The organism is Pseudomonas sp. FP1762 (genome assembly GCF_030687105.1).
Taxonomy (GTDB): domain Bacteria; phylum Pseudomonadota; class Gammaproteobacteria; order Pseudomonadales; family Pseudomonadaceae; genus Aquipseudomonas; species Aquipseudomonas siliginis.
Genome location: NZ_CP117458.1, coordinates 1,020,455 through 1,046,952 on the forward strand (window position 1 = coordinate 1,020,455; position 26,498 = coordinate 1,046,952).

Annotated in this window: 21 protein-coding genes and 1 pseudogene; 14 read left to right on the forward strand and 8 right to left on the reverse strand. The window is 59.7% G+C overall.

Annotation, left to right across the window (positions count from 1 at the left end; all coding sequences use genetic code 11):
* Positions 1-23: 23 nt before the first annotated feature.
* Positions 24-3,488 (forward strand): dermonecrotic toxin domain-containing protein, encoded by a 3,465-nt coding sequence (locus PSH90_RS04365; RefSeq protein WP_305382235.1) that lies wholly within the window; start codon positions 24-26, stop codon positions 3,486-3,488.
* A 26-nt stretch (positions 3,489-3,514) separates the two neighbouring features.
* Here PSH90_RS04365 and PSH90_RS04370 read toward each other — a convergent pair whose 3' ends face one another.
* A complete protein-coding gene (locus PSH90_RS04370; protein ID WP_056782991.1) occupies positions 3,515-4,294 on the reverse strand; it encodes an IclR family transcriptional regulator in 780 nt (259 codons plus the stop codon).
* Between the two features lie 163 nt (positions 4,295-4,457).
* On the opposite strand from PSH90_RS04370, the gene hmgA reads away from it, so the two are divergent.
* From hmgA to maiA, 3 genes are read left to right on the forward strand one after another with little or no spacing between them, the layout of a single operon-like run.
* On the forward strand, positions 4,458-5,762 hold the full coding sequence (gene hmgA / locus PSH90_RS04375; protein WP_056782993.1) for a homogentisate 1,2-dioxygenase: 1,305 nt from the start codon (positions 4,458-4,460) through the stop codon (positions 5,760-5,762).
* A 3-nt stretch (positions 5,763-5,765) separates the two neighbouring features.
* Positions 5,766-7,070, forward strand: a complete 1,305-nt coding sequence (gene fahA, locus PSH90_RS04380; RefSeq protein WP_305382237.1) for a fumarylacetoacetase — start codon at positions 5,766-5,768, stop codon at positions 7,068-7,070.
* Between the two features lie 12 nt (positions 7,071-7,082).
* Positions 7,083-7,718, forward strand: a complete 636-nt coding sequence (gene maiA / locus PSH90_RS04385) for a maleylacetoacetate isomerase (protein WP_056782996.1) — start codon at positions 7,083-7,085, stop codon at positions 7,716-7,718.
* A 139-nt stretch (positions 7,719-7,857) separates the two neighbouring features.
* Here the strand turns inward: maiA and PSH90_RS04390 are convergent, their stop codons facing one another.
* Positions 7,858-8,661 carry a SirB1 family protein gene (locus PSH90_RS04390; RefSeq protein ID WP_305382239.1) on the reverse strand — a complete coding sequence of 268 codons (804 nt, stop codon included), beginning with the start codon at positions 8,659-8,661 and terminating at the stop codon, positions 7,858-7,860.
* A gap of 184 nt (positions 8,662-8,845) precedes the next feature.
* On the opposite strand from PSH90_RS04390, the gene PSH90_RS04395 reads away from it, so the two are divergent.
* Positions 8,846-9,865, forward strand: a complete 1,020-nt coding sequence (locus PSH90_RS04395) for a Glu/Leu/Phe/Val dehydrogenase dimerization domain-containing protein (protein ID WP_041479665.1) — start codon at positions 8,846-8,848, stop codon at positions 9,863-9,865.
* A gap of 155 nt (positions 9,866-10,020) precedes the next feature.
* On the opposite strand, the pseudogene PSH90_RS04400 reads toward PSH90_RS04395, so the two are convergent.
* Positions 10,021-10,275: pseudogene (locus PSH90_RS04400) on the reverse strand (YebG family protein); the annotation flags it as partial.
* A gap of 347 nt (positions 10,276-10,622) precedes the next feature.
* Between PSH90_RS04400 and PSH90_RS04405 the strand changes: the two are divergent.
* Positions 10,623-11,123 carry a phosphate-starvation-inducible protein PsiE gene (locus tag PSH90_RS04405; protein ID WP_039759287.1) on the forward strand — a complete coding sequence of 167 codons (501 nt, stop codon included), beginning with the start codon at positions 10,623-10,625 and terminating at the stop codon, positions 11,121-11,123.
* Here the strand turns inward: PSH90_RS04405 and PSH90_RS04410 are convergent.
* Both PSH90_RS04410 and PSH90_RS04415 read right to left on the reverse strand, forming a co-directional pair.
* Positions 11,120-11,437 (reverse strand): DUF3509 domain-containing protein, encoded by a 318-nt coding sequence (locus PSH90_RS04410; protein ID WP_016771632.1) that lies wholly within the window; start codon positions 11,435-11,437, stop codon positions 11,120-11,122. The genes PSH90_RS04405 and PSH90_RS04410 overlap by 4 nt on opposite strands.
* A 263-nt stretch (positions 11,438-11,700) precedes the next feature.
* On the reverse strand, positions 11,701-13,077 hold the full coding sequence (locus tag PSH90_RS04415) for an L-serine ammonia-lyase (RefSeq protein WP_305382240.1): 1,377 nt from the start codon (positions 13,075-13,077) through the stop codon (positions 11,701-11,703).
* A 135-nt stretch (positions 13,078-13,212) separates the two neighbouring features.
* Between PSH90_RS04415 and PSH90_RS04420 the strand changes: the two genes are divergently transcribed.
* Together PSH90_RS04420 and PSH90_RS04425 are read left to right on the forward strand one after the other, a co-directional pair.
* Positions 13,213-14,160, forward strand: a complete 948-nt coding sequence (locus PSH90_RS04420) for a LysR substrate-binding domain-containing protein (protein ID WP_016771630.1) — start codon at positions 13,213-13,215, stop codon at positions 14,158-14,160.
* A gap of 200 nt (positions 14,161-14,360) precedes the next feature.
* On the forward strand, positions 14,361-14,768 hold the full coding sequence (locus PSH90_RS04425; protein WP_016771629.1) for an HPF/RaiA family ribosome-associated protein: 408 nt from the start codon (positions 14,361-14,363) through the stop codon (positions 14,766-14,768).
* 783 nt (positions 14,769-15,551) lie between these two features.
* Here PSH90_RS04425 and fecA read toward each other — a convergent pair.
* The 3 genes from fecA to PSH90_RS04440 all read right to left on the reverse strand — a co-directional run bounded on the left by fecA (position 15,552) and on the right by PSH90_RS04440 (position 19,523).
* Entirely contained in the window at positions 15,552-17,885 is a 2,334-nt protein-coding gene (gene fecA, locus PSH90_RS04430) for a TonB-dependent Fe(3+) dicitrate receptor FecA (RefSeq protein ID WP_305382242.1), read from the reverse strand.
* A 178-nt stretch (positions 17,886-18,063) separates the two neighbouring features.
* On the reverse strand, positions 18,064-18,996 hold the full coding sequence (locus PSH90_RS04435) for a DUF4880 domain-containing protein (protein ID WP_305382243.1): 933 nt from the start codon (positions 18,994-18,996) through the stop codon (positions 18,064-18,066).
* A complete protein-coding gene (locus PSH90_RS04440; RefSeq protein ID WP_305382244.1) occupies positions 18,993-19,523 on the reverse strand; it encodes a sigma-70 family RNA polymerase sigma factor in 531 nt (176 codons plus the stop codon). Before PSH90_RS04440 ends, PSH90_RS04435 begins: the two co-directional genes overlap by 4 nt.
* Before the next feature lie 146 nt (positions 19,524-19,669).
* Here PSH90_RS04440 and PSH90_RS04445 point away from each other — a divergent pair, with 146 nt between their 5' ends.
* The 6 genes from PSH90_RS04445 (at position 19,670) to PSH90_RS04470 (ending at position 26,077) form a co-directional block, all read left to right on the forward strand.
* Positions 19,670-19,975 carry a DUF3649 domain-containing protein gene (locus PSH90_RS04445; protein WP_041479671.1) on the forward strand — a complete coding sequence of 102 codons (306 nt, stop codon included), beginning with the start codon at positions 19,670-19,672 and terminating at the stop codon, positions 19,973-19,975.
* A complete protein-coding gene (locus tag PSH90_RS04450) occupies positions 19,972-21,555 on the forward strand; it encodes a PepSY domain-containing protein (protein WP_305382245.1) in 1,584 nt (527 codons plus the stop codon). The genes PSH90_RS04445 and PSH90_RS04450 overlap by 4 nt, the downstream gene beginning before the upstream one ends.
* Positions 21,555-21,881: a DUF3325 domain-containing protein gene (locus PSH90_RS04455; protein ID WP_252877472.1), complete on the forward strand. Its 327-nt coding sequence runs from the start codon at positions 21,555-21,557 to the stop codon at positions 21,879-21,881. Before PSH90_RS04450 ends, PSH90_RS04455 begins: the two co-directional genes overlap by 1 nt.
* Position 21,882: 1 nt before the next feature.
* Complete coding sequence (locus PSH90_RS04460) at positions 21,883-22,449, forward strand: RNA polymerase sigma factor (RefSeq protein WP_016771621.1); 567 nt, start codon at positions 21,883-21,885, stop codon at positions 22,447-22,449.
* Entirely contained in the window at positions 22,446-23,435 is a 990-nt protein-coding gene (locus tag PSH90_RS04465) for a FecR family protein (protein ID WP_305382247.1), read from the forward strand. Before PSH90_RS04460 ends, PSH90_RS04465 begins: the two co-directional genes overlap by 4 nt.
* A gap of 212 nt (positions 23,436-23,647) precedes the next feature.
* Positions 23,648-26,077, forward strand: a complete 2,430-nt coding sequence (locus PSH90_RS04470) for a TonB-dependent receptor (protein WP_305382249.1) — start codon at positions 23,648-23,650, stop codon at positions 26,075-26,077.
* The last annotated feature ends 421 nt before the right edge of the window (positions 26,078-26,498 follow it).

Below are 26,498 nucleotides of genomic sequence, written 5' to 3' on the forward strand. Positions count from 1 at the left end.
GGATAATCAAGTAAGGAAAGTTTGTGGCCAAGTTATATAAAAGTTTGATGCGTGGTTCTTTCGGTGAGCAGGTTACCTGGCCGGAAGAGTGGGAAAAGGCAACACAGGCTAAAACAGATCTGTTCAAGATCATCGACGCCATGCCGAGCGTGCTGGATATTCTGCGCAGCATGCTTGAGGGTGAATTGAAGCGTCTGGGCAAAACAGTTGATATCGACAAGGTCTATATCAATACGGATCCTGCTTTCCCTGCCGATGAAAATCGGCCATCAGGCACTCTTTGGGAGGTGACGGTTCATTGTCTGAATAACCATATAAGTCCTGCCTATATTATGGGTGGTGATGGGGTTTTTGTTCTGCCGGATACGTTCAGTGAGCAATTCAAAGTCAAGGTGCTCAATACCATTGTTGTTGAAGATCTGATCGCTGCTGTAACTGCCGGACTGGAAAAAACATTGCGAGCCGAGATCGCAAAGTTCTGGGCTGCGCCAGCGAAACCCGTCCATGCCGACAATGCACCGCTGTCGAACAAACAGGCTTTCATCAAGGCCTATGCCGTGGTCACCGGTGCAGAGATGTCGCTGTCGGTCATGGCCAACAATTTCGATGCCCGATTGGGCGAGCGATTCGCTCATCTGCTGGAAGCAGATGCCGGTCGCGCAGCGTTTGAAGTCAACCTGCAACCGGCACAGGATTATCTTCTGGTGCGCCAGCCCTGTTTCGTTCTGGACAACGCCGAGCGTGCGGTCGCAGAGATGCAACTGGTCAACGAGTCGACTTCCTATCTGCTGCACACGCCGGAAAACGGCTTTGAGTTCTTTGAACGAAATACCGATTTGCACAGCAAACTTCAGCAGAGACTTTCCCTGCGTAGCGAGCAGATCAGTTATCCGAAAGCCACGCAAAGTCCTCATGTCTTTTGTGTCGACACTCACCTCAAAGGTCAGCTTGAAAATGTTTCATCCTTGATCAGTGGCCGGGAACAACTGGAAAAACCACTGATCTCCATGCTTCAAGAGAATCAACGCCTGCATGTGCTGCGTTACGGTATCGACACCCGTTTCTATCTGCTCTGGGCGGCACTGAAGCGCACCGACTGGCCGCTTTGGCTGCATGCCGCTGGTAGCGATATTCAACAACGTTATAGCGAGCTTGAAGAATCCAAAGACCAGTATGAGGCTGCATATTCGAGCGCGTTCGATACGTGTTTTTCTTTCAAGGACTATGTGCTGCGCACGTTCTCCGCATGGGCGCAGAGGGCCTTTGACGAACGCCTGGATCCTGAAGCGATCAGTGTCCATAGCTCGTACACTTTGCAGATTGCCGGACGGACCATCGAGCAGGAAGAAACCCGGACGCTGACGGAGTTTCTTGTTTTCGGTCTGCACGACAATGGTTACAAAGCGACTCTGACCATCATCGGCGCTCCCGACGGAAGTCGGCTGACGGCAGTAGCGCTTGAACAGTGGCTGGAAAATCGTAACCTGCGCCTGGAGTTTACCGGCAGTCTTGCATACTCGCCGTCGGTTGCTTGGCAGGAGGCCTATCGCAACTATCTCTTCAGCCAGATGGAGTTTGCAGTTTTTGTAGCTCGCCAGTCCGGGAAGCTGGATTCCACCGATGCGAACATCATCGCGCGAGCCATGGCCAACGACCCTGCGGTGACTATTCAGGGCTTGAAAATCAGGCTGCAAGTCCCAGCATTGAAAGATGTTCTGATGATTTCGGCCAAAGAATACGCACCGTCGCTGATGTTGGTCAAAACAGCTGACGGGCAATTCGAACTGCAGAAATTTTCCGATATCTACGCGGCGAACCGCTGGCTGGAGTCGGCATTGTCGGCGGATCGTGAATACGCCGCATTGATGATTCATCCCGACTACCTGCACGAGGCGAGTGAGTTGCTTGGCAGCGCTGGTACTCAACTGAGCTACCGCTACACGCTTGATAGCCGGCCGGTCGATCTTTATCTGAACGCCAAGGCACCTTTGGCGGACTACGTAAATGTCGCCTACCGAGCCGAAGTTGCGCTGCACAAGGCCATTGCACCGGCAGCTTATCGGGCGCTTGGCATTGAGGGGCGCAAGCGCTATTCGCGTCTGACAACCGAACTCAAGGCGCTGTCCACGGTTGATGCACGAGACAATGGTTTTCCGACATTCGAGCAGTTCACCTATGACGCGGTGAAAGCCCAGATAGAAGACCTGTTGCGTTCGCGCGGCAGCAACATTTCGGTCAATCCCGACCAGATCATTATTCAGACCGAAGAGTTTCGTAAGAGCGTTACCGACGTCTTGCTTGAGGGACTCGCTTTCGAAGCGGTGCATCCGGCCTATGAAACCAAGTACAGCCCCAAATATTACTTGGTGAATGGACATCCCCTCGTTGAAAAACTGGATATCCGGGATTTGTCTTCGCTATCGAAAACCTTCCGCCCTGGTGACCGATACAGCGCGATGCTGGAAGAGCAATATCTGAACAAGGCTCATCCTGATTACGCTTTCAAGCGCGCGGTACACGCCCGGAAAATCCGCTGTGAGATGTATCGCAATGCGTTTGCCGATTTCACCAACGGCAGATTATCGACAGAGTCTTTCTCTGCTGTCCAAGGGGTCATCGATAACCTGAAAGAGAGTGGCGGTTATCAGTCGGTAGGGACCAGCACCGCCGAAGGTGATATCGGGCTGTACAAATTCAATATTGGCGCGCTGGGTCTGACGACTCCTGGGGACCGCGCGGTTGGCGGCGTTTATATTTTTCGACTGAAGTTGTCGTCAGGTTTCTTCGACTTGCTCTATACGCCTGACGCACCGGATCAAGTCAACTTCCGGCCGATCGCTGAGTTCGTTCCTTCGATTCGTTTTCGAAAAGGCCCGTTCAGGAACTATTACAGCGAGCGGATACTGCTGGTTGACCAGAAAGTGACCAATGACTACTTCGATAATCTGGTCGCAACGGTTGATACCCGACCGGTCATTCGCACACAGCAGCGTTCGTTACTGCCCGATCTGTTCACTTTCCATGACGAGCGAGTGCGCCGTGTATTGAGTGACATCGACGAACGGACCACCAGTCTCAACGAAATAATCGCCAGTGTGGTTTATGAAAATCTGTTGAAGGCCGCAAACATTGTCAGCCTGCTGGTGCCACCCGTAGGCACTGTGGTGGTGGCTGTGCAGGTGATGAAAAGCATCTACGACGCGTCGCAGTCGCACCGACGCGGTGATTATTCCGCCGCGCTGGGGCATGTGCAGGATGTATTGAGCGGACTGCTGACATTGGGTCAGGCTGCAGCGGCGGGGGCGCCGGCTAAAGAACTTACCCGTGCGCAACGCTCGTTTCTCAGTCTGTTTGAAGACGCCCGCACGGTCGCGGAGCTGGTTACGTATTACACCGGCCATGAAGACCCCGCCGATGAACTGATCGGGTTCTTCAAGGCACTGATGCAAGAGGCTGAGTCTGCATTCAGCAAGACCACGGTTCGCTGAGCCGTTTCGAGGGCTCATAGTCTGATTTATCTTTCGTAACCCATGCGCCAGCTCACGGCCCGCGTCGCAGCCAACAACCGCTGCGCCGCCGGGCCGTTTTCGTCGGCGTGGAACAGTGAGGTCGGGCCGACGATGGTCAGCACCGCAGCGATCTGCCCGACCGCGTTGAACACTGGCGCAGAAAGCGCATCCACACCCGGCATCAACAAACCATGCACGTGATGCAGACCGCGTTCGCGGATCTGTTCACACAGCGCTGCATAGGCCTTTTCGTCCTTGAGGGGATGCTTTTCGACAGCGATCTCCTGCTCGCGCAATTCATCGGTTTCCCGGTGCGGCAGGTAAGCGCTGAACACCAGCCCGGTGGAAGAGCTGAGCAGTGGCAGCACCGAACCCAACTGCGTCACCACCGTCACCGCGCGCACCGCCGGTTCAATGTGCACGACGGTTGCGCCCTGATTGCCCCACACCGCGAGAAAGCAGGTTTCGTTGAGTTCATCGCGCAGCTCGGACAGCGGCAGGGCGGCAACTTTCAGCACGTCCATGCTGTTGAGCGCGGCCAGGCCCACGCGCAGTGCTTCGCGACCGAGGCCGTAATGGTTGGTGGCGGTGTTCTGTTCGGCAAATCCGGAGGCTATCAACGCCTGCAGATAGCGATGCACCTTGCTTGCCGGCATCTGCACATGTTCGGCCAGACGCGACAGCGAAGTCGACGGTGACAACTCGGCCAAAGCCTTGAGGATGTCGGTGCCGACTTCGGCGGAGCGGACTTTCTGTTTGCCGTTGCTGTCGCTGGTTTTTTCCATGGGGCTGGCGGTTCCGGTTCGAATGGGCGTCTTTATAGCTTGACGCTGGATAGCGAGCAAATTACGTTATGCGTAATCAGATTACGATAATAACAACCCCGGCGTGCCGAGAACTCTGAGCCAGAGCGATGGGCCACTGCCGACTCCCTGTTCAGGAGGCTCCATGAACCCCGATTCAACCGCGCAGGACCTGGTTTACCAGTCCGGCTTCGGCAACGAATTCAGCACTGAAGCGTTGCCCGGCGCGCTGCCCGTTGGCCAGAACTCTCCGCAGAAAGCCCCGTACGGCCTGTATACCGAGCTGTTCTCCGGCACCGCCTTCACCATGCCGCGCAGCGAAGCGCGGCGTACCTGGATGTACCGGATTCAGCCGTCGGCCAATCACCCGGCGTTCGTCAAACTGGAGCGGCAACTGGCCGGCGGACCTTTGGGTGAAGTGACGCCCAATCGCCTGCGCTGGAATCCATTGGAGCTGCCGACCGAGCCAACGGATTTCATCGATGGTCTGGTCAGCATGGCGGCCAATGCTGGCGCCGAAAAACCTTCCGGCATCAGCATTTATAACTACACCGCCAACCGTTCAATGGAGCGTGTGTTCTTTAACGCCGATGGGGAAATGCTGCTGGTGCCGCAACTCGGTCGCCTGCGTATCGCCACCGAACTGGGCGTACTCGAAGTGGCACCGCTGGAAATCGTCGTTCTGCCGCGTGGCCTGAAATTTCGCGTCGAACTGCTCGATCCACAGGCACGCGGCTACCTCGCCGAGAACCATGGCGCGCCGCTGCGCCTGCCGGATCTGGGGCCGATCGGCAGCAACGGTCTGGCCAATCCACGGGATTTCCTCACCCCGGTCGCTGCCTACGAAAACCTGCAGCAACCGACTACTCTGGTACAGAAATTCCTTGGCCAGTTGTGGGCCACCGAACTCAATCACTCACCGCTCAATGTGGTCGCCTGGCATGGCAACAACGTGCCGTACAAATACGACCTGCGCCGTTTCAACACCATCGGCACGGTGAGTTTCGATCACCCTGATCCTTCAATTTTCACTGTACTGACCTCGCCGACCAGCGTGCACGGTCTGGCCAACCTCGATTTCGTGATCTTTCCGCCGCGCTGGATGGTCGCCGAAAAGACCTTCCGGCCACCGTGGTTCCACCGCAACCTGATGAACGAATTCATGGGCCTGATCCAGGGCGAATACGACGCCAAGGCCGAAGGCTTCGTGCCCGGTGGCGCGTCGCTGCACAGCTGCATGAGCGCCCACGGCCCGGACGGCGAAACCTGCACCAGGGCGATCAACGCCGAGCTTGCACCTGCAAAAATCGATAACACCATGGCCTTCATGTTCGAGACCAGCCAGGTGCTTCGTCCAAGTCGTTTCGCCCTCGAATGCCCACAGTTGCAACCCAGTTACGACGCTTGCTGGGCGACGCTGCCCGCCACGTTCGACCCGACCCGGAGATAACCCATGACACAGAATTCCATTCCCCGCAGCTGGGTCGCTTCGGCCAACGGTCACAGCGATTTCCCCTTGCAGAATCTGCCGCTGGGCGTGTTCAGCCTGCACGGTTCGGCGCCTCGCGCGGGCGTGGCGATCGGCGAGCACATTTTCGATTTGCAGGTGGCGCTTGAGGCCGGTCTGTTCGACGGTGTCGCACGCAGTGCGGTGGAAGCCATGCACGGCGGGCAGTTGAACGCGTTCTTTGAACTTGGCCGTGAGGCGCGGGTTGCCCTGCGCGAACGCCTGATCGAACTGTTCAGTGAAGGCAGCACCCTGCGTGGCAACATCGAAGCGCAAGGCGCGAAACTCTTGCCGCTGGCTGCCGATTGCCAGATGCACCTGCCGGCACGGATCAGCGATTACACCGACTTCTACGTCGGCATCGAGCACGCGCAGAACGTCGGCAAACTGTTCCGCCCGGATAACCCGCTGCTGCCGAACTACAAGTACGTGCCGATCGGTTACCACGGTCGCGCTTCCACGGTGCGAGCGTCCGGCACCGACGTGCGCCGGCCGAAAGGCCAGACGCTGCCGGCCGGCCAGACAGAACCGGTATTCGGTCCATGCGCGCGTCTGGATTACGAACTGGAACTGGGTATCTGGATCGGCCAGGGCAATGAGATGGGCGAGCCGATTGCCATCGGTGACGCTGCCGAGCACATCGCCGGTTTCTGCCTGCTCAACGACTGGTCCGCGCGGGATATCCAGGCTTGGGAATACCAGCCACTCGGCCCATTCCTGTCGAAAAGTTTCATCACCAGCGTCTCGCCGTGGGTGGTGACGGCTGAAGCACTGGAACCATTCCGCACGGCGCAACCGGCGCGCCCTGAAGGTGATCCGCAGCCGCTGCCGTATCTGCTCGACAAGCGCGATCAGGATGGCGGCGCCTTCGACATCGAGCTGGAAGTGCTTTTGCGTACCGAAACCATGCGCGAGCAGAACCTGCCGGCCCATCGCCTGACCCAGAGCAACACCCGCTACATGTACTGGACCGTCGCGCAAATGGTCGCGCACCACAGCGTTAACGGTTGCCAGTTGCAGGCCGGTGACCTGTTCGGTTCGGGCACTTTGTCCGGGCCGGAAAACGGTCAGTTCGGCAGCCTGCTGGAGATCACTGAGGGCGGTAAGAAACCGATCGAACTGGCTTCTGGCGAAGTGCGCAAATTCCTTGAGGACGGTGACGAAATCATCCTGCGTGCCCGCTGCGCCCGCGACGGTTTTGCCTCGATCGGCTTCGGCGAATGTCGCGGCACCGTGATCGCTGCGCGCTGACAGGAGCGGCTTATGGATCTCTATGGCTATTACCGTTCCACTTCATCGTACCGGGTGCGGATTGCGCTGGCGTTGAAGGGCCTCGATTACCAGGCGTTGCCGGTCAACCTGATCGCACCGTCGGGCGGTGAACATCGGCAACCGGCGTATCTGGCGCTCAATCCGCAGGGCCGGGTGCCGACCTTGCGCACCGATGATGGTGCGCTGCTGATTCAATCGCCGGCGATCATCGAGTATCTGGAAGAGCGTTATCCACAGGTGCCGTTGCTGCCGGATGATCTGCTGGCGCGCGCGCAGGTGCGCGGTGTCGCGGCGGTGATCGGCTGCGACGTGCACCCGCTGCACAACGTCAGCGTGCTCAATCGCCTGCGCCAGGCGGGGCAGAATGAGGCGCAAGTGGTGGAGTGGATCAGCCATTGGATCAGCCAAGGGCTGGCAACGGTGGAGCAGTTGATCGGCGACAGCGGTTTCTGTTTTGGCGAATGGCCGTGCGTGGCAGATGTGTATCTGATTCCGCAGTTGTATGCGGCTGAGCGGTTCAACGTCAGCCTGGAGGCGTATCCGAAAATTTGCCGTGTGGCTGCGTTGGCGGCTGAACATCCGGCGTTTATCAAGGCGCATCCTGCCAATCAACCAGACACCCCGTAATTCCTGTGGGAGCGAGCCTGCTCGCGAAGACGGAGTGTCAGTGGCCTTTCATTCAGCTGACACACCGCTTTCGCGAGCAGGCTCGCTCCCACACAGGTTTGTGTGGGCCTCAAGGATGGTGGCAGCCTGCGGAAGGTAGTTAATGCACGACGGAGTTGGGCGGCAGATGGCCGAGGCGTTCGGTCAGGCGCAGGCGCTGGATCGGGTCTTCGCTGAGCAATAATGCATGCTCCAGATCGAAGCGTTCAGCGTTCGGGCAATCCAGCCGTTGATACAGACTGGCCCGGGCCATGTAATCGGAGGCCTTCGCATCGCCCAGTTCGAGCACTCGTTCTGCGTCGATCAGCGCGGCGATGTGATCGTCGTGGGTCAGGTGCAATTGGCGCAGGTTGCGTGACAGACGTTGCAGCATCTGCACCGGCGTTGCGCTCAGCAAATGTTCGGCGCTGAGCTGCATGTTCGGCCCGTATTGGCGTTGCAACAGTTCTCGGCAGTCATTGGGATACAGTCGCCGCCCGCCGCAAGGATCGAGCAAGTGGTCGGCGCCGGGTACCCGCAGCAGAAAATGTCCGGGGAAGTTGACCCCGACCAGAGGAATCTCCAACCCACGCGCCAATTCCAGTGCGATCAACGCCAATGCCAACGGCTGACCGCGTTGGGTGTGCAACACGCGATGCAGCAGCGCCGCCTGCGGGCGCAGCGGCAGGAAATCATCCTGCGCGAAACCGAGATCGACCATGCGTCGCAACAGCGGTTGCGCCAGTTCGCTGATCGGCAGCATCGGCAGCCCATAGCTGACGCGTAGTTGCAAATCCTTGAAGGTGCGCAACCATGCCTCGGGCTCGAGGGTTTTGTCGTGCTCGGCACTTATCCACAGCGCAGCTTCCAGCAGGGCCGGCGGTGAACGATGCAGGCATTCGAAAAAGCGTTGGCGCGCACTCATCAAAATCTCCCTCCAATGCCTCGTTTTAGCCCCGTCCGGGTTGTTCGTCCAGTGCCGGGCTCACTGAGCGCGAGTTATAGCGGCGCAGCATTGTCCGCTCGGCGGCTCATGCCGGTGTGCGCCAGCAATTTTCAGGGGCAAGCCTATACTGGCGTTCTACAAGAAGTGATTCGGGAGCCTGTCGATGTTCGCTCTCATGCAAAGCACTCGCCTGGAATCGCTGCACCTGAGCGTGGACCCGGCCACCGGGTTGAAGGCGGTCATTGCCATTCATAACAGCCATCTGGGGCCAGCCCTGGGTGGGTGCCGTTACCTTGCCTATCCCAACGACGAATCTGCGGTCGAGGACGCCATTCGCCTGGCGCAAAACATGAGCTACAAAGCGGCGCTCGCCGGCCTCGCGCAAGGTGGCGGGGTGGCGGTGATCGTGCGCCCGGCCCATGTCGAGAATCGCGCCGCGTTGTTCGAGGCTTTCGGACGTTGCATCGAGCAACTCGACGGCCGCTATATCACCGCCATCGACAGCGGTACGTCAGTGGCGGACATGGACTGCATTGCCCAGCAGACCCGCCACGTTACCAGCACCACTTCGGCAGGCGACCCGGCGCCGCATGCGGCCATGGGCGTGTTCGCCGGCATACGCGCCACGGCGATGGCGCGCTTGGGCAGCGACAACCTCGAAGGTCTGCGCGTTGCCATCCAGGGGCTTGGCAATGTCGGTTTTGCGCTGGCCGAGCAACTGCACGCGGCAGGCGCCGAGTTGCTCGTCAGTGACATCGACCACGGCAAGGTGCAACTGGCGATGGAGCAGCTCAATGCTCACCCGATCGCCAACGACGCATTGCTCAGCACGCCGTGCGACATTCTCGCGCCGTGCGGGTTGGGCGGTGTGCTCAACAGTCACAGCGTTTCACAGCTGCGCTGCTCGGCGGTGGCCGGTTCGGCGAACAATCAACTTTCCCATCTGGATGTGGCGGATCAACTGGAACGGCGCGGGATTCTTTATGCGCCGGATTATGTGATCAATGCCGGCGGGCTGATTTACGTATCGCTTAAACATCGCGGTGAGGAGTTGCCGACGATTACGGCGCATCTGTCGAAAATCAGTTCGCGGCTGACCGAAGTCTTCGCCCATGCTCAGGCGGAAAAACGTTCGCCGGCGCGGGTGGCGGATGAGTTGGCCGAAAAGGTTTTGTATCGCTGAAAGCAAAAGATCGCAGCCTTCGGCAGCTCCTACATTCCGAGTGCAGGAGCTGCCGAAGGCTGCGATCTTTCTAATTACTTCGGCGCTTTCGCTGGTTTGGCTGGCTTCGCCGGCGCCTCATCAGGTTCTGCCGCTTCAGCTTTTTCGACAGGCTCGGCCGGCGCATTGATCAGCTCCGACAGCGCATCGGGCTGGCTCTTGAACGCTCTGGCGAACACATCGCGATTCTTCGCCATGTAGATCCCGGCTTCTTCCACTTGCTGTTCAGTCAGGGACGGAACGGCTTTTTGCAGCACATCGGCCAGATATTCGGCCAGTTCGAGCATTTTGTCATGACGATCAGCTTCGGCTTTATCCATGAACAAGCGCTCCAGATCTCGGCTGCTGCGGTATACCACTTCGACGGCCATTCACCACCTCACATGCCTTCACATTAAGTTGTCTTGACGACTACTGTATCCATATACAGCGAAAAGGATAAGCGAATCCCTGCGCCATGGGTAGTGGCTTTTCAATGTAGACCGGATTCGGGGTTTGTCAGGGGTACGGTGTGGCTGCTATTCGCGAGCAGGCTCGCTCCCACGGGGATTGTGCAAAGCCGCGAGCCTGCGACCAAACGCCACGGCGCGGGATTTGCGGCGGATCGCCATGATGCGTGGCCCTGAACCTGCATGAAAACCGTTGCTACAAGGCGCGCGCGCAAAACCGTCACGTGCGATACGCATCATCCGCCCGAAACGGGCTAAGGAAACTCATCGTGAAAATAAATTGGGCCGAGAAACTGCGGCGTAACGTGCATCAACTGGCCGAGTCCCTGGGCAACCTGTTCGTCGAAACCTTTCACTATCTGGCGCTATTCGCCATCGGTGCGGTGACAGCGTGGGCGGCGGTGATGGAGTTTCTCGGGATGCTCGAAGTCGGGCACATCAAGATCGATGACATTCTGTTGCTGTTCATCTATCTGGAACTGGGCGCGATGGTCGGGATTTATTTCAAGACCAACCACATGCCGGTGCGCTTCCTGATCTACGTGGCGATCACCGCGCTGACGCGCCTGCTGATCTCCAACGTCTCGCACCACAACCCACCGGACATGGGCATTATCTACCTGTGCGGCGGCATTCTGCTGCTGGCGTTTGCGATCCTGGTGGTGCGTTACGCTTCGTCGCAATTCCCCTCAGTGAAGATCGAGAACCCGCAGCGCAAGCTCGGCACGGGCTCCAGCGAACATCCTGAAGTGGAGAAGGGCGAGCTTTAAAGGCCCGCCGCCTGGCCGGGCTGGCCCTTGACGCGTGGCGGTGGCGGGGTGAGCCCGGCGCCGCTGGTCATGGCTTCGAGAATCGACATGGCGCTGTGGCCCTGTTCGATGGCGATGCCGAACTGGATGCTTTGCACCAGCCTCTTCAAACGCTCGGGATCGTTGCGCTGTTCGGCACTGATCATGCGCTTGGCCACAATGCGGCCGGCGTTGGACAGGGTCAGCATGATGCTGCCGTCCAGGCCCTGAATGCTCAGATTGATCTGATAGTCCGGCGCGAAAGCATCGGTAATGATCTGAAATGGGTTGTCCATGATGCGTCACCGCCTGATTGAACGTGCAGTTGTTGACCGGCCATGATCTGATTTGGTTCGCAACACCAGACCACTGGCATCTCGTTCGCTGAGGTTTGCAATGTCCGTTTGCCTCAAGGGTGATGTAGCAAGGGGCATGCCGGAAAAATTGTCGAACAATAAACACGGCGAAAAAAACGGCGAGCCTCGGGGCTCGCCGTTTTTTGTGGCGCGTTTTCAGGGCAGGAATCAGCCGATGATCGCTGACAGTGCAGTCAGGCCGATCAGCATTCCACCCAGTTCACCGCCAGCCCGCCCCGCGAGGTTTCCTTGTACTTGTCGTGCATGTCGGCGCCGGTGTCGCGCATGGTGCGGATCACCCGGTCGAGGGAAATGAAATGATTGCCGTCGCCGCGCAGGGCCATTTGCGTGGCGTTGATCGCCTTCACCGCCGCGATGGCATTGCGCTCGATGCACGGCACTTGCACCAGGCCACCGACCGGATCGCAGGTCAGGCCGAGGTTGTGTTCCAGGCCGATTTCGGCAGCGTTCTCCAGTTGCTCCGGTGTCGCACCAAGGACGTCGGCGAGGCCGGCGGCGGCCATGGCGCAAGCCGAACCGACTTCGCCCTGACAGCCGACCTCGGCACCGGAGATGGAGGCGTTTTTCTTGCACAAAATGCCGACGGCGGTTGCACCGAGAAAGAACGCGACGACGTCATCGTCAGACGCATCCGGATTGAATTTCATGTAGTAGTGCAGAACGGCCGGAATGATCCCGGCGGCGCCATTGGTCGGCGCGGTGACCATGCGCCCGCCGGCGGCATTTTCTTCGTTGACGGCAAGGGCGAACAGGTTGACCCATTCCATCGCCGACAGGGTCGAGCTGATCACATTCGGTTTGCCGATTTCCAACAGGCTGCGATGCAGTTTCGCCGCGCGGCGCGGTACTTTCAGACCGCCGGGCAGGATGCCTTCGTGGCGCAAACCTTGTTCGACGCACTCGCGCATCACTGACCAGATGTGCAGCAGGCCTTGGCGAATCTCGGCATCGCTGCGCCAGGCGCGCTCGTTGGCCATCATCAGTTCGGACACGCGCAGATTGTGCTTTTTGCACAAAGCGAGCAGTTCGGCGGCGCTGGAAAAATCGTAGGGCAACACCACGTCGCTGGCTGGCGCCACGCCAGACTCGGCTTCAGCCGCTTCGACGATGAAGCCGCCGCCCACCGAGTAATAGGTTTGCGTGAACAGCTCGGCGCTTTCGCCAAATGCGCTCAGCGACATGGCGTTGGGGTGGTAGGGCAAGCTCTCGTCGAGCAGCAGCAGATCGCTCTGCCAGTCAAACGCAATCGAGCGTTGACCGGCGAGGGACAATTGCCCGGTTTCGCGCAGTTGCTGGATGCGTGGATCGATGGTCGAAGGATCGATGCTGTCCGGCCACTCGCCCATCAGGCCCATGACCGTCGCGCGATCGGTGGCATGGCCAACGCCGGTCGCAGACAGCGAGCCGTACAGACGGATTTCCACCCGTCGCACGTCATAGAGCAGATGTTGGTCGATCAGGGCCTGGGCAAAGGTCGCCGCTGCACGCATCGGGCCGACGGTATGGGAACTGGACGGGCCGATGCCCACTTTGAATAGATCGAAAACACTGATAGCCATGCTAAACCCTTACAAGCAATGGAGTAGGAATCGCTGCCATTTTTTGTCGGACAAGCGCAATGTCGGCGATACTGCCTGCCTCGCTTCGAGGTGACCAACGAAACCTCCTAAGACAGCCTTTAGCAGGACTAAACAATGAGTCGTCAATTGCATGCCCAGACCTACGTCTGGCTGCAGGTGTTTGCCTGTGCCGCGCGGCACCTGTCGTTCACCCGTTGTGCCGAAGAGCTGCACATCACCCCGGGCGCGGTCAGCCAGCAGATCCGCCAATTGGAAGAACGCCTGGGCTTTCGCCTGTTTCATCGGCGCGCGCGGGGCGTTGAGTTGAGTGCACAGGGGCAGCGACTGGCGATTACCGTCAATGAAGCGTACGGCAGCATCGATGCGGAATTGCGCCGGCTGGACGCCGGGATGATCAGCGGAACTCTGCGGTTGCGGTCGATCCCGTCGTTTCTCGGCAAATGGCTGACTCCGCGCCTGCCGCGCTTGCAGCAACGCTTTCCGGATATCCAGTTGCGCCTGGTGGCCGAGGACAGCAGCGTGCCGTTGCACGAAGGCGATTTCGATCTGGCCATCGACCTCAACGATGGCAGTTACCCCGGATTGTTATCCACAGCCTTGCTCGACGAGCAGATTTTCCCGGTGTGCGCGCCGAGCCTGTTGCGTGGGCGACCGCCGTTGCACGGGCCGGCGGATCTGGTGCATTTCCCGTTGCTGCACGACATCACCGCTTGGCGTGGCAGTTACGAATACGCGGAATGGGAGTTCTATTTGAATGCGATCGGCTTCGAAGGCGCCGATGTGCGGCGCGGGCACACGTTCAATCGCAATCACCTGACCATTGAAGCGGCGATTGCCGGTATGGGCGTGGCGATTGCCCGGCGCACGTTGCTCAATGATGAGCTGGAGCGCGGCACTTTGATTGTGCCGTTCGGCTTGTCGGTGCCCAACCATAAACGCTACGTGCTGCTATATGCGCCGGGGGCGTTGAGCCATCCGGGCGTGCGCGCTGTGCATGACTGGCTGGTGGAAGAGGCGGGGATTTTTCGCAGCCTGCACCCGCTGAATGAGCAACAGATGTGAGCAGATTTTTCTACGGAGCGGGTCGACCCAACTCCCGACATTAACAGCGCCTCGCTCGGTTGTCCGGCTTTTTTTGCGAATGAATATTTTTCTTTTTTCAGGGGTTGAAATGTTCGTCGCTCGGGCCGATTGTTGTAACCAGGAGGTCAGGAAATTCACTTCAAGGCCTCCAGCGAGCTAGCTGAAATAAGGGATGAACTATGCAAATCCAAGTCAACAGTGATAACCATATTCAAAGCAGTAAGCGACTGGAGGAGTGGGTACGTACAACTATTGAGAGCACGCTCGACCGTTATGAAGAAGACCTGACCCGTGTCGAAGTCCATCTGAGCGACGAGAACGGCGAAAAACCAGGTCCCCATGACTTGCGCTGCCAACTGGAAGCGCGGCCAAAAGGCCACCAACCGATTTCCGTGACCCATAAAGCCGATTCGCTGGAACAGGCGATCGACGGTGCTGCCGAGAAACTCGAGCACAAACTGGATCATCTGTTCGGCAAACTGCGAGGTAAACCACGCGCCGCTGTAGTGCCATTTACCGGCAAAGCCAACGACAAGCTGTTGGCGGAAGAATTTGACGAGAACGAACAGGCAGCGATCAACAGTTGATGCGCTGATTTCACAAGTAACCAAAGGAGAACGGGCCTGCTGATGCAGGCCCGTTTTTTGTTTGTGGTGTTGGTGATTGCTCGCAGGGTTTAAGACCGTAGCCCCTCACCCCAGCCCTCTCCCGAGGGAGAGGGGGCCGATCCCGGTTGTTTTCAAGTCCAGCGTTCGGCTCGATATTGCAGGCGAGCGTAAAGCGTAAATACACCTCGGTCAGTCCCTCACCCTCTGGGAGAGGGGGCCGATTCCGGTTGTTTTCAAGTCCAGCGTTCGGCTCGATATTGCAGGCGAGCGTAAATCGTAAATACACCTCGGTCAGTCCCTCACCCTCTGGGAGAGGGGGCCGATCCCGGTTGTTTTCAAGTCCAGCGTTCGGCTCGATATTGCAGGCGAGCGTAAATCGTAAATACACCTCGGTCAGTCCATCACCCTCTGGGAGAAGGGGCCGATTCCGGTTGTTTTCAAGTCCAGCGTTCGGCTCGATATTGCAGGCGAGCGTAAGCGTAAATACACCTCGGTCAGTCCCTCACCCTCTGGGAGAGGGGGCCGATCCCGGTTGTTTTCAAGTCCAGCGTTCGGCTCGATATTGCAGGCGAGCGTAAATCGTAAATACACCTCGGTCAGTCCCTCACCCTCTGGGAGAGGGGGCCGATCCCGGTTGTTTTCAAGTCCAGCGTTCAGCTCGATATTGCAGGCGAGCGTAAATCGTAAATACACCTCGGTCAGTTCCCTCTCCCTTTGGGAGAGGGTTAGGGTGAGGGGCTTTTGATCTTCGATGGGGTGGGGTCAGAACGCCACCGACGTCTGTACATAAACCGTCCGCGGCTCACCTACGTACTTGCCCTTGTTGTTGTCATCGAACGAGCGTGTGAAGTACTGCGTGTTGAAGATGTTCTTCACGCCCACCGCCACATTCAAATCCGACAGTTGCGGTCCGAAGTCATACCCGGCGCGGCTGCTGAACAGCATGTAACCGGGGATCTTGCCAGTGCTGCCATCGGCACTTTCCTTCGAGGTGTTGGCGTTGTCGGCGAACTGGTCGCTCTGGAAGCTGCTGTCCAGATTCAGCTTCCATGGCCCTTCGGTATAACCGACGCCAATCGTGCCTTTGTGCTTGGAGGAAAACGGCACGCGGTTGCCTTTGTTCGGCCCGTCTTCGCGAATGGTCGCATCGACATACGCATACGTGGCGTAGACATCGAAACCGGCCAGCGCCGGACTCAGATCATCAAGCGCGTAATTGACGCTGGTCTCGATGCCCTGATGGCGGGTTTCGCCGCGAGCGATCACCGAGTCGTTGGTCTGGTTGCTCTCGTACTGGTTGTCGAAGTTGATCAGGAACGCACCGATTTCAGCGCGCAGGGCACCGTTGTCATAGCGCGTGCCGAGTTCCCAGGTGCGGGCCTTTTCCGGCTTCACTTCGCCGCTGCTGACCCGGTTGGGCATCTGGCTGTACTGCACGCTGCCGAATGAGCCTTCGGTGTTGGCGTACAGATTCCAGCTGTCGGTGAGGTGATAGAGCACGTTCAGCGCCGGCAGCGCGGTGTTGTAGTCGCCCTTGTATTTGACGTTGGTCAGGTTGTTGGTCTGCTGCGACTCGATCATCTCGTAGCGCACGCCCGGGGTGATGGTCCATTTGCCGATGTCGATGCGGTCATCGACGAAGAATGCGTTGGCCTCGGTACCACCGCGAGTGTCACGGTCGTTGCGGCTGCTGGTGGTCGGGTATTCGTTGGCGCTGATCGGCGTGCGATAACGCAGTTCGTGGCCGGCCTCATTGATGTAGCGGTAGCCGACTCCGACTTCGTGGCTGCTCGGACCCAAGTCGAAGCCTTGGGCGAAACGGGTTTCCAGACCACGCACCCAATACTCGCGAGGCGACAGCGAAAGAAACGTGCCCTGATCCAGATAACCGCTGCGCAGGGTTTTGGTGAAGAAGGTGTTGGCGGTGAACTCGCGGCGATCTTGCTGATAGCGATAGCCGAAGTTGAACATCGTCCGGCGCCCCCAGAACTGATCTTTCGGTCGCGTCGACTGATACGGATCGGCATCGTAATCGGCGACATTGAGACCGCCGGGCATGTCGGCCTTGCCCTCGTAATACTGGGCCATGGCGTTGAAGCTGTTGGCGTCGTCGAGCTGGTACTTGCCCTTGAGGATCAGGTCGTCGATCTCGGTATCGCTGTGTTCACGCCAGTCACCACCACGGGTGCCGGAGTACAGCAAGGCGCCACCGAGGCCGTTGGCGTTGGTGCCGCCGGCCAGCAGATTGGCGCTGGTCTTGAAACCGTCGTGGCTCGACGATGGGCTGGTTTCAGTCTGCAAACCTCCCTTGACCGTTGGCTCGTCGGGAATCGCCCGGGTCACGAAGTTGACCACGCCGCCGACGTTCTGCGGGCCGTAACGCACCGCGCCGCCGCCACGCACCACGTCCACGGCATCCATGTTGCCCATGCTGATCGGCGCGAACGAAAGCTGCGGCTGACCATACGGCGCGAACGGCACCGGGATGCCATCCATCAATACTGTCGAGCGTGCGGCCAGGCGTGGATTCAAACCGCGAATGCCGAAATTCAGCGCCATGTCATGGCTGCCCGTGCCGTTGTTCTCCGGCGCGTTCACACCGGGGATGCGGTTGAGCACGTCGCGGGCCTGGGTCGCGCCCTGGCGTTCGAATTCTTCGCGGCGGATCACATCGCGCGCGCCGGGGTGTTCGAAGACGTTGATCTGCGCCGCATCGCCGAGCCAGTCGCCGACTACGGTCGAGGTGCCCAGCTCCAGCGCCGCGTCAGCCAGCGGTTGCAGGCTGAAGGCGTTGTCACCCTCGGCGCGGGCTTGCAGGCCGGTGCCTTCGAGCAAGGCATCGAGGCCTTGTTGCGCGGTGTAATTGCCTTCCAGACCACGGCTTTGCACGCCGCTGGTGACTTGCGAACCGAAGGAAATCAGTACGCCTGCTTCACGGCCAAACTGGTTGAGCGCGGTTTCCAGCGATGCCGGGGCGATGTGATAAACCTTGGCTTCGGCACCCATCGCGGCGGGCAGGGCGGTGAAACTCAGGCTGGCGCCGAGCAGAAGATTGCGCAGGCTGCGGGCCAGTGGCGTAAGGCGGGTGGGCTGCATGTGGATGATCCTGAGAAGGTGGAATCAAGGGGGCTTTCCTTCTCTGTCACGCCAGATCTGAAAAACGGCTCATTTATTTTTTCATAATCAAAAGATCGCAGCCTTCGGCAGCTCCTACAGAAAAAATGCATTCCAAATGTAGGAGCCGCCGAAGGCTGCGATCTTTTGATCTTGCTTTCTAAACCCGCGCTTCGACGCTCACCCAATAACGGGTAAAGCGCTTCACTCTGACCGGTAGACTGATCTGCAGCAGGTCGAGAATCTGCTCGCTGTCATCCAGTGGATACGTCCCGGAAATCAGCAGATCGGCAACCTGACTGTCGCACCGCAGCTGCCCGCGCCGGTAGCGGCCAAGCTCTTCGAGGAAATCGCCGAGGCGCATATGGGCGGCGACCAGCATGCCGTCGGTCCAGGCACCGCTGTTGGCGTCCAGCGGTTTAGCCTCGCTGACCGAGCTGGCAGTAAAACTCAACTGCCGCGCGATCGGCAGCAGCAGGGGCGCGCGCTGGCTGGCGATGAGTTCGACTCGTCCTTCAAACAGCGCGATATGCGTGCGATCAACAAACTGCCGCACATTGAGGCGCGCACGTTGGCTTTTCAGCACGCCGTGTGCCGTACGTATCTCGAACGGATTCGCAGCGCTCAACAGCATTTCGCCCTCGAGCAGACGAATCAACCGCTGCGCACCATCAACATCAACCGAGCTGGCGGTATTGAGCTGCAACGAATCGGCACCGCCCAAGGCAATCTTGCGTCGCTGGCCGACCGGTGTGCGGTAATCGGCGAGCAGCGACGGCAACGGAGTGTGCTCGCGCATGCCCCAGGTCGCCGCTGAGCCTGCACCGAGAATCAGCAGCATTTTCAGCGCCTGACGACGGCTGCCAGACTTCGGTCCGTTCAACGCGGCGTGGGCCAATGGCGACGACACGCCGCGCAAGCGCTGGTTGACCCGTTGCATGTGTTCCCACGCTCGGCGGTGTTCGCTGTGTGCATCCAGCCATTGTTGCCAGGCCTGCTGCTGGCGCGGGGTCAGCGTGCCCTGCTGCATTTCCAGCAACCAGTGCACCGCCTGTTCGGCGACTTGCGCGGAGAAATCCGGCGTGCGATTCACAGGGCGAAATAGCAGCGCATGGCCGCTTTGTTCAAATGGCGTTTGACCGTGGCCACCGAGATGCCCAGTTCTGCGGCGATCTGTGGATAAGTCAGACCATCGACCTGCGCGAGCAGAAAGGCGCGTTTGACCTGGCGCGGCAAACCGTCGAGCAACTCATCGAGTTCGATCAACGTCTGCAGGATGATCGCTTTGTGCTCTTCCGAAGGCGCGACCATTTCAGGCATCTGCGCCAGTGTCTCGATGTAGGCGCGTTCCACATCCTGGCGCCGGTAATGGTTGAACAGTACGCGCTTGGCCAGCGTAGTGAGAAAGGCGCGCGGTTCGATGATCACCGGTGGTTCGCGGGCGGTCAGCACTTTGATGAACGTGTCCTGGGCCAGATCCGCCGCACTGTCCGGGCAGCCGAGCTTGCGCCGCAGCCAGCCGGTGAGCCAACTGTGGTGGGCGTTGTAGAGCGATTCGACGGGATGGGCGGGCGGCAACGAAATGACTCCGGACGCAAAACTTGCGTAGAGAACGTGCATTAGAGAACAAGAACGGTTCGCATTGTAGAGGCTGGCGACAGTGTCCGGCAATCAGATGCTTTTGCGTATGAGAATATTTATCATTAATATTGCTCGCCTGTAGATTCGGCTTGTCGGCCGAACGTTTTTCGTTTCAGGGTCGAAACATGAAAGGCAAACTCGCCACCCTTCCCATGTCCTATCGTCTGGCCGTCACTTCGCGGGTATTGGCGGCGATTTTCGGCGGCTATCTGGTCGCGGCGCTGGCCAGCGTCACCCTGACGTTGTGGCTGCCGCTGAACCGCGCCGAAGCCGTGGTCACCGGCATGACCGTGTCCTTTCTGGTCTATCTGGTCGCGGTGCTCTGGTGCTTTGCCTGCCGCAGCGCGTGGTCGGCGTGGGTCGGCCTGCTGGTGCCGAGCGTGATTCTTGCCACCGTTTCCGGTGCCGCGCGCGGACTGGGGCTGGCATGAAAGAGGGTTTGCGTCAGTCGATGGCCTGGCTGCACACCTGGGCCGGGCTGGTGTTCGGCTGGCTGCTGTTCGCGATTTTTCTCACCGGCACGCTTGCTTACTTCAAAGACGAAATCAGCCACTGGATGCAGCCGGAAATTGCTGCGCATTCGCTTGATAGCGAAGCGAGCCTGGCGCTGGCGCAAGATTATCTACAACAACACGCCGCCGGTGCCTCGCGCTGGCTGATCGATCTGCCCGATGCCCGCGACCCCGGTCTGACCGTGCGCTGGCAGCAGGCGCCGGGCAAACCCGGCGAGCGCGGCCGCTTCGAATCCCGAACCCTCGATGCTCAAACCGGGGCCGAGGTACAGGGCCGCGAAAGCATGGGCGGCGAGTTCTTTTACCGTTTCCACTTCCAGTTGCAGATGCCTTATCCGTGGGGGCGCTGGCTGGCGACTCTCGCTGCGATGGTGATGTTCGTCGCGTTGATCAGCGGCATCATCACCCACAAGAAAATCTTCAAGGACTTCTTCACCTTCCGCCCGCGCAAGGGCCAGCGTTCCTGGCTCGACGGGCATAACGCCGTGGGTGTGCTGGTGCTGCCGTTTCATTTGATGATCACTTACAGCAGCCTGGTGATTTTCATGTCGATGGTGATGCCCGCCAGCATCGTCGCCTCTTACGGCAGCGACGTGCGCAAGTTCTACGACGAAGTCTTTCCCGCCTCGAAGACGCCCGAGCGTGCCGATATCTCCGCGCCGCTGACCGCCATGGCGCCGCTACTGGCCAAGGCCAGCGAGCAGTGGTCGGGCGGCCATACCGCGCGCCTGTCGGTGAGCAACCCGGGCGATGCCAGCGCCACGGTGGTGCTGTCCCGCGCGGGCGATCGGGTGGTGCATGATTTCGGCCGGGCGGTGACCTTCAATGGCGTCACCGGGCAGCTTCTGAACAGCACCCCTGATCAACCCATGGCGATGGTGGTGGGTGGCGCGTTCTACGGTTTGCACATGGGCCATTTCGCCGGGCCGCTGTTGCGCTGGCTGTATTTCCTTTGCGGACTGGCCGGTACGGCAATGATCGGCACCGGGCTGGTGATCTGGCTCGGCAAGCGGCAGCTCAAGCACCTAAAAAGCGCGGCGATGCCCTTCGAATTGCGTTTGGTCGAGGTGCTGAATATCGCCAGCATGGCCGGCCTGGTATCGGCGGTGGCGGTGTTCTTTCTGGCCAATCGACTGTTGCCGGTGAGTCTGGCGGGGCGGGCCGATTGGGAAGTGAATGCGTACTTCATAGCCTGGGGGCTTAGCCTGTTGCACGCGGTATTGCGTCCGGGACGCAAGGCGTGGATCGAACAGCTGACGCTCGGCGCCGCGCTGTTTATCGCGGTGCCGCTGATCAATGCGCTGACCACACCGTGGAATCTTGGCGCGACCCTGATGCAGCGCGACTGGGCACTGGCCGGATTTGATCTGACTTGTCTGGCGACGGGGCTTTTCCTCGGCTGGGCTGCGCGCAAGATGCAGCGTCCGGGGGACCGCGTCAGCGTTCGCAAAGCAAGTCCTTCGCCTCGCTCGATCACAGTTGAACAGGGGGCCAACTGATGCTGCTGGCCCTGTTGCTCACCTATGCCGGCTTCACCGCGTTGTGCCTGTCGATGCCACGCCATCATGCCGAGTTGCTCGGCGCCAAACCGTCGACGCGCCGCCGTCAGGGTCTGGCGGTGGCGGGATGGCTGTTGCTGGCGCTTTCGCTGTGGGCGGCGGTCGCGGCCAGTGGTTGGAGTTTCGGTCTGGTCGACTGGTTCGCAGTGCTGATGCTCAGCGCTTTGGCATTGGTGCTGTTGCTGCCGTATCGCCCGCGTCTGGCCATGGCACTGGCCGGGTTGAGCCTGCTGGCGAGCCCGGTCGCCGCATGGGCGCAGTGCTGAAGTGCTGATCGGTCTGCCGCCGGAATCGCGTGACGATGAAGCGCGTGGCGCGCGTGCGCATTTTCTTCAGGTGTTTCTGTCCCAGCGTGCGCAAATGGAAGCACTGGTGAACCGCCGCGTCGGTTGTCGGGCGACGGCGGCGGATCTGGTCCAGGATCTGTTTTTGCGCTTCTGGCGGCGGCCGCTGGTGCAGGTCGAAGAACTCAGCACCTATCTGCTGCGCTGCGCCGGCAACATCGCCATCGATCATCTTCGCAGTGAAGGCACGCGCACGCGGGTCAACGAAGGCTGGCAGCCGGACGAACCCGACAGCCACGGCAGTGAGCCTCAGGCCGCGCTGGAAGCGGGCAACGATCTGCGCCATGTCGAAGCCGCGTTGCGCGCCTTGCCCGAGCGTACCCGGCAGATCTTTCTGCTCAATCGCATTCACGGGCGCAAGTACGCCGAGATCGCCAAGGCCATGGGCCTGTCCCAAAGTGCCGTGGAAAAACATATGATGCGCGCCCTCGAGGCCTGCAAGGCCAGCCTGCGCGACCCCGCGCCACGCCTGCCAGGGAAAGCACCGTGAAGCCATCCGATCCGATCACACCGACGCCGGCCCAGGAGCAGGCCGCGCTGGCCTGGCTGAGCCTGTTGCACGACCGCCCGAGCACTGGCGATCAACTCACCTTCAGCCAATGGCTGCGCGCCGACCCGGCCCATGCCGAAGCGTACGCGCAGGCGCAGGTGATCTGGGAACTCAGCGAAAGCCCCGCGCGCACGCTGGCCGAGGAAGATACGCTTGCGCTGCAAGGTTATCTGCAGGCGATGGACGCCCCGCGTCGTTCGCCGATGTTGCGTTGGTCTGGAGCGCTGGCGCTGGCCGCGTGTCTGCTGCTGATGGTCAGCCTCGGCACCGGGTGGCAGGCGCAGCGCTGGCTCGACGATCTGCGCGCCGATCATGTCTCGGCACCTGGGGAAATCCGCACGGTGACTCTGGCCGATCAGTCGCAAGTGACACTGGATGCCGACAGTGCGATTGCTGTGGATTTCAGTCATGGCCAGCGCCGCGTGAAATTGATCAGAGGTGCTGCTTTCTTCAGCGTCACCCACACCGGCGACCCTTTTGTGGTGGCGGCGGAGCAGGGCGAGGCGCGGGTGCTCGGCACCCAGTTCGAAGTACGTCGGCAACCTCACGGCGCACAAGTGACGGTATTGTCCGGGCGTGTCGCGGTGACGGCAGACGAGCATGCCCAACAGCAGATTCTCACGGCCGGCCAGCAAGTTGCCTACGCCGACGGCTCAGCGGAAAAACTGCATGGCGTGGACAGTGAAGCGCAACTGGCCTGGCGTCAGGGTTGGCTGACTTACTACAAGACCACGCTGGCCGATGTCGTCGAGGATCTGCGCCGCTATTACCCGGGGCGGATTGTGCTGCTCAACGATGAGCTGGCGGCGCGCAAGGTCAGCGGCAGCTTTCCGAGCAAGGATCCGCAAGCGGTGCTCAATTCGCTGCAAGGGGTACTGGGATTTGAGCAGCATCGGGTGTTGGGGCAACTGATTATTTTGCGCTGAGGCAGCCGGCCTCTTCGCGAGCAGGCTCGCTCCCACAGGGTAGGCATTTCAAAGGTGGGAGCGAGCCTGCTCGCGAAGGCGTCAGCCCAGGCAACAAATCCCCCGCAAAATATTTTCAAATTAAAGGTGAGGTAACCCCGAGCCCCATCCGTGTAGTGACTGAAACTGCGAGCCATTCGCATCCGTTGCGGTTCTACACAGGTCATTGAGCAATGAAGTCCAGGGCAAAATCCGGTTCGGTCAAACAGTGGTTGGGCATGTCGGCGTTGAGTTTTTCCGCGTTGGCATTGCTGCCGATGAGTATCGCGCTGGCGGCAGAAGCTGTGAGCAATCAGGCGCAACAGCAATTCAATTTTGCCCTCGCCGCGAAACCGTTGCCGCAAGCCCTGAGCGACTTCAGCCGCGTGACCGGGCAAAGCGTGGTCTACACCGATGAAGCGCCGTACGGCCTCAATGCTCCGGCAGTCAACGGCCAGATGAGCGCCGAACAGGCTCTGCAACGCCTGCTCGGCAATTCCGGCCTGAGCTTTCGCCGCACCGACAGTCATACCCTGGCGCTGGAGCCGTTGCCGACCGAAGGGGCGCTCAATCTCGGCGCCACCACCATCACGTCCACGCGCGACGAATCGATGAGCTATCAGCCGCCGGAAACCAGTTCGGTGATGCGCTCATCGGCGTCGCTGCAAGAAATTCCACAGACGGTCAATGTCATCCCGGCGCAGGTCATTCGCGATCAGGCGCCGCGCAATCTCGATGACGCGCTGGCCAATGTCAGCGGCATCACCCAGGGCAACACTTTGGGCAGTACGCAGGACTCGGTGATGACTCGCGGCTTCGGCGACAACCGCAACGGCTCGATCATGCGCGACGGCATGCCGCTGGTGCAGGGCCGTGGCATGAACGCGACCGTGGATCGCGTCGAAGTGCTCAAAGGCCCGGCCTCGTTGCTCTACGGGATTCAGGATCCGGGTGGCGTGGTCAACCTGGTCAGCAAGAAGCCGGAACTGACCCAGTACAATGCCGTGACCGTGCGCGGTTCGACCTACGGTGACGGCAAGAACGGTAGCGGTGGCGCCTTCGACAGCACCGGTGCGCTGGGCGATTCCGGCTTCGCCTATCGCATGGTCGTCGATCACGAAGACGAAGATTACTGGCGCAACTTCGGCACCCACCGCGAGACGCTGATCGCACCGTCGCTGGCCTGGTACGGCGAGCGCACCAAGCTGTTGTTCGCCTACGAGCACCGCGAGTTTCTCACCCCCTTCGACCGTGGCACGCTGATCGATCCGCGCACCAACCATCCGCTGGATATCTCGCGCAAGCAGCGTCTCGACGAGCCGTTCAACGACATGGAAGGGCGCTCGGACCTCTACCATTTCGAAGCCGACCACGAACTCAACGACGACTGGAAAGCCCACTTCGGCTACAGCTGGAACCGCGAAACCTACGACGCCAGCCAAGTGCGCGTGACGGCGATCGACACCAACAAAGGCACACTGACGCGGAGCATGGACGGCACGCAAAACGCGATCAGCACCGATCGTTTCACCACCGCCAGCCTCGAAGGCAAAGTGAATGTGCTGGGCATGCAGCATGATCTGGTGTTCGGCGTCGATGACGAGTACCGCAAGATCTACCGCGAAGATCTGATCCGGCAGAAAAGCCTGACCACCTTCAGCTATCTCAACCCGGTGTATGGTCGCGAAGTGATGGGCACTACGGTGAGTGCGCCCGACAGTGCGCAGACCGATAAGCTGCGCAGCGATTCGCTGTTCCTGCAGGATTCGATTCACCTCAACGAGCAGTGGATTCTGGTCGCCGGCGGACGTTTTCAGGAGTACGACCAGTACGCCGGCAAAGGCGTGCCGTTCAAGGCCAATACCGACAGCAATGGCCAGAAGTGGGTACCGCGCGCCGGTCTTGTGTATCGCTACACCGACGCCTTATCGTTCTACGGCAGTTACACTGAATCGTTCAAACCCAACTCGACCATCGCCCCGCTGAGCGGCAGCAGCACCGTGCTCGACGGCAGCATCGCGCCGGAAGAAGCCAAGTCGTGGGAGCTGGGTGCGCGGCTGGATATGCCGGGCAGCATCACCGGCAATATCGCGCTGTTCGACATCAAGAAACGCAACGTGCTGGTGGCCAACTCCGAAGGTCCGACGACGATCTACAGCGCCGCGGGCGAGGTGCGTTCACGCGGGTTGGAAGTCGACCTGAGCGGGCAACTCAGCGAGCACTGGAACCTCATCGGCAGCTATGCCTACACCGATGCCGAAGTCACCGAAGACCCGGAATACAAAGGCAAGCGCCTGCAAAACGTAGCGAAGAATTCCGGCTCGCTGTCGGCGGTGTATGACTTCGGCAATGTGTTTGGCGGCGATCAGTTGCGTGTCGGGGCGGGCGCGCGCTATGTCGGCGAGCGTGCCGGCAACGCGGTGAATGATTTTGACCTGCCGAGCTATACCGTGGCGGATGCGTTTGCCACTTACGACACCACGGTTGAGGGGCAGAAGGTCAAGTTTCAGTTGAACGTGAAGAACCTGTTCGACCGCACTTATTACACCTCGTCGGCGAGCCGCTTCTTTGTGTCGATGGGGGATTCGCGGCAGGTTTCGCTTTCCAGCACGCTGGAGTTTTGAGGCAAGATCAAAAGCCCCTCACCCTAGCCCTCTCCCGGAGGGAGAGGGGACTGACCGTGGGATATTCCAGAGGTACACCGACTTGAACGTGTTGCTTTGAATCCATAATCGATTCGGTGTTTCAGGTCGACGTACAGTGCAAGACAACTCGGTCAGCCCCCTCTCCCTCTGGGAGAGGGGGGCTGACCGTGGGATATTCCAGAGGTACACCGACTTGAATGTGTTGCTTTGAATCCATAATCGATTCGGTGTTTCAGGTCGACGTACAGTGCAAGACAACTCGGTAGGCCCCCTCTCCCTCTGGGAGAGGGGGCTGACCGTGGGATATTCCAGAGGTACACCGACTTGAATGTGTTGCTTTGAATCCATAATCGATTCGGTGTTTCAGGTCGACGTACAGTGCAAGACAACTCGGTCGGCC

What these genes read in the sequence shown, in the direction of transcription:
- PSH90_RS04370 (WP_056782991.1), bottom strand. Translation starts at nt 4,294, where the DNA reads ATGGAAAAAACCAGCGACAGCAACGGCAAACAGAAAGTCCGCTCCGCC.
- hmgA (WP_056782993.1), top strand. Translation starts at nt 4,458, where the DNA reads ATGAACCCCGATTCAACCGCGCAGGACCTGGTTTACCAGTCCGGCTTC.
- fahA (WP_305382237.1), top strand. Translation starts at nt 5,766, where the DNA reads ATGACACAGAATTCCATTCCCCGCAGCTGGGTCGCTTCGGCCAACGGT.
- maiA (WP_056782996.1), top strand. Translation starts at nt 7,083, where the DNA reads ATGGATCTCTATGGCTATTACCGTTCCACTTCATCGTACCGGGTGCGG.
- PSH90_RS04390 (WP_305382239.1), bottom strand. Translation starts at nt 8,661, where the DNA reads ATGAGTGCGCGCCAACGCTTTTTCGAATGCCTGCATCGTTCACCGCCG.
- PSH90_RS04395 (WP_041479665.1), top strand. Translation starts at nt 8,846, where the DNA reads ATGTTCGCTCTCATGCAAAGCACTCGCCTGGAATCGCTGCACCTGAGC.
- PSH90_RS04410 (WP_016771632.1), bottom strand. Translation starts at nt 11,437, where the DNA reads ATGGACAACCCATTTCAGATCATTACCGATGCTTTCGCGCCGGACTAT.
- PSH90_RS04415 (WP_305382240.1), bottom strand. Translation starts at nt 13,077, where the DNA reads ATGGCTATCAGTGTTTTCGATCTATTCAAAGTGGGCATCGGCCCGTCC.
- PSH90_RS04420 (WP_016771630.1), top strand. Translation starts at nt 13,213, where the DNA reads ATGAGTCGTCAATTGCATGCCCAGACCTACGTCTGGCTGCAGGTGTTT.
- PSH90_RS04425 (WP_016771629.1), top strand. Translation starts at nt 14,361, where the DNA reads ATGCAAATCCAAGTCAACAGTGATAACCATATTCAAAGCAGTAAGCGA.
- fecA (WP_305382242.1), bottom strand. Translation starts at nt 17,885, where the DNA reads ATGCAGCCCACCCGCCTTACGCCACTGGCCCGCAGCCTGCGCAATCTT.
- PSH90_RS04440 (WP_305382244.1), bottom strand. Translation starts at nt 19,523, where the DNA reads ATGCACGTTCTCTACGCAAGTTTTGCGTCCGGAGTCATTTCGTTGCCG.
- PSH90_RS04445 (WP_041479671.1), top strand. Translation starts at nt 19,670, where the DNA reads ATGAAAGGCAAACTCGCCACCCTTCCCATGTCCTATCGTCTGGCCGTC.
- PSH90_RS04450 (WP_305382245.1), top strand. Translation starts at nt 19,972, where the DNA reads ATGAAAGAGGGTTTGCGTCAGTCGATGGCCTGGCTGCACACCTGGGCC.
- PSH90_RS04455 (WP_252877472.1), top strand. Translation starts at nt 21,555, where the DNA reads ATGCTGCTGGCCCTGTTGCTCACCTATGCCGGCTTCACCGCGTTGTGC.
- PSH90_RS04470 (WP_305382249.1), top strand. Translation starts at nt 23,648, where the DNA reads ATGAAGTCCAGGGCAAAATCCGGTTCGGTCAAACAGTGGTTGGGCATG.